This window comes from Arthrobacter sp. HMWF013 (assembly GCF_003061105.1).
Lineage (GTDB): Bacteria > Actinomycetota > Actinomycetes > Actinomycetales > Micrococcaceae > Arthrobacter.
In genome coordinates, this window is the sequence record NZ_QAIQ01000234.1 from 1 (window position 1) to 1,943 (window position 1,943).

The 1,943-nt window shown below is 60.8% G+C and carries 3 protein-coding genes and 1 tRNA gene; 2 read left to right on the forward strand and 2 right to left on the reverse strand.

The window, feature by feature from the left end:
* Positions 1-29: 29 nt before the first annotated feature.
* Complete coding sequence (locus DBR22_RS09560; protein WP_108598821.1) at positions 30-332, reverse strand: DUF4193 domain-containing protein; 303 nt, start codon at positions 330-332, stop codon at positions 30-32.
* Positions 333-762: 430 nt separating this feature from the next.
* On the opposite strand from DBR22_RS09560, the gene DBR22_RS09565 reads away from it, so the two are divergent.
* Positions 763-978: a hypothetical protein gene (locus tag DBR22_RS09565; RefSeq protein ID WP_108598822.1), complete on the forward strand. Its 216-nt coding sequence runs from the start codon at positions 763-765 to the stop codon at positions 976-978.
* A 152-nt stretch (positions 979-1,130) separates the two neighbouring features.
* Here DBR22_RS09565 and DBR22_RS09570 read toward each other — a convergent pair.
* Positions 1,131-1,213: transfer RNA gene (locus DBR22_RS09570), tRNA-Leu, on the reverse strand.
* A 173-nt stretch (positions 1,214-1,386) separates the two neighbouring features.
* On the opposite strand from DBR22_RS09570, the gene DBR22_RS09575 reads away from it, so the two are divergent.
* Positions 1,387-1,943: M20/M25/M40 family metallo-hydrolase (locus DBR22_RS09575; RefSeq protein ID WP_146187452.1), on the forward strand; the 557-nt coding region annotated here is incomplete at its 3' end.

Genomic DNA, 1,943 nt, shown 5'->3' on the forward strand with positions numbered 1-1,943 from the left:
GTCCGGCACCGGAAGTTTTGGGTGCCGGATCAGCCTTCGCAGTCCGTGCAGTAGGTGTGTCCGTCTTTCTGCTTAGCAATCTGTGAGCGGTGCCGGACCAGGAAGCAGGAGTAGCAGGTGAACTCGTCGTCGGCCTGGGGAATGACCTGGACCACCAGTTCCTCGGCTACGAATTCGCCTCCGGGAACGCCGGCGCCGTCAAGTCCGTCGGCTTCATCGAGCTCGAGGACAACGCTGCGGGCGTCCGGCGCATTGGCTGACTGAAGCTGCTCCAGCGAGTTGTCTTGGGATTCCTTGACGTCGGAACGGAGCTCGTCGTAATCGGTTGCCACTTAGGTGTTTCTCTTTTCTTTGGTTCGTCTGTCGCGTATGAAACGTACAGCATCACACTGGTATTCCCCAATAGGTTCAGGGAATTAAACCCCACATCCGCCGGAAAGTGCGCCGGATGTGACCAACGGCACCCCGCGGCCCTCTGGTCAGAGTGCAAACATGAAGTACGGGCAGCGGGTTGGCTGGAGGCCCCGCAGAAGGCCGTGGACCACCGATCAGCGCCCCGTGGTGCGGAAAATCCGACCAGCGATCCATGGATCGCGTCCCCGCGAAACGACAGGCCGAAGACGTCGCTGGAAGGCGGGAAATTTGCGTTGTCTTCCGTAGTGGAGTGGCGTACTTTGGGGCTCGGGGACCTCTCATGTTCTTCGGTACACCCTGTTGTACCCCATCAGACCGGCATCCATTCGGAAGGCAGCATCGATCACGATGAACATCAGAGACAATTGGGGCCGCCTCGCCCCGGCTACGCAGAAGTGGCTTATCGAGAACCCGGGATGTCAGATACTTCCGCGGACGATCACGTCCATCATCTCCAAGGAAACCGGAGCCGATCCTGCCACCGGGCAGCATGGTGAGATGGCACTGTCCCAGGAAGACCACGACTTCATCCGCTCCAAGGCATCCCGGATACACAGTACTTAGGGTCACAACGAAGCCCTTGGATTCCAAGGGCCTTCCCATGACACAGGCATCGTCGCAACCGCAGCCTGCGGGCAACTGCGCAACCGCGAGTGAGTTGGCTGTGACGCAGAAAAGCCCCTGGAATCCATGGATTCCAAGGGCTTTTCCCATTGTGCGCGGAGGGGGACTTGAACCCCCACCCCCTTTCGAGGACTAGCACCTCAAGCTAGCGCGTCTGCCATTCCGCCACCCGCGCAGGTGGTATTTCGGACCACGATTCCGCCTTTCAGCGTTTCGCTCTTGTCCGAAGCAGCGAGAAAAACTCTAACACGAACTTTCCGGAAAGATGGAATCGGGACAACTGGGTAGGCTGAAGGCACTGAGACCTCACCGGTTCTCAGCCGCCCTTCCACTGCCCAAGGAGCCAACATGTCCGATACCCGTGCCGAGGATGAAGTTGTCCGGATCTGCCAGGACCTCATCCGGATCGACTCCTCAAACTATGGAGACGGTTCAGGCCCGGGGGAGCGCGCCGCCGCTGAATACACGGCAGGACTGATTGAGGAGGTGGGCCTCTCCGCGGAGATCTTTGAATCCGCCCCCGGCCGGGCCAGCGTGGTGACCCGGATGGAGGGCGAGGATCCCTCGGCCAGCGCGCTGGTGGTGCACGGCCACCTGGATGTGGTTCCGGCCCTCCGCGAACAGTGGTCGGTGGACCCCTTTGGCGCCGACCTGAAGGACGGGCTCATCTGGGGCCGCGGTGCCGTGGATATGAAGGACATGGACGCCATGATCCTTGCAGTGATGCGGGACTTCGCCAGGTCGGGAAGAAAGCCCAAACGCGACATTGTCTTCGCCTTCTTCGCCGATGAGGAAGCAGGCGGCGAGTACGGCGCCCGCTATGCAGTGGACAAGCGGCCAGAGCTTTTCGAAGGGGCCACCGAAGCCATCTCTGAGGTGGGCGGATTCTCGGCGACCATCGGCGG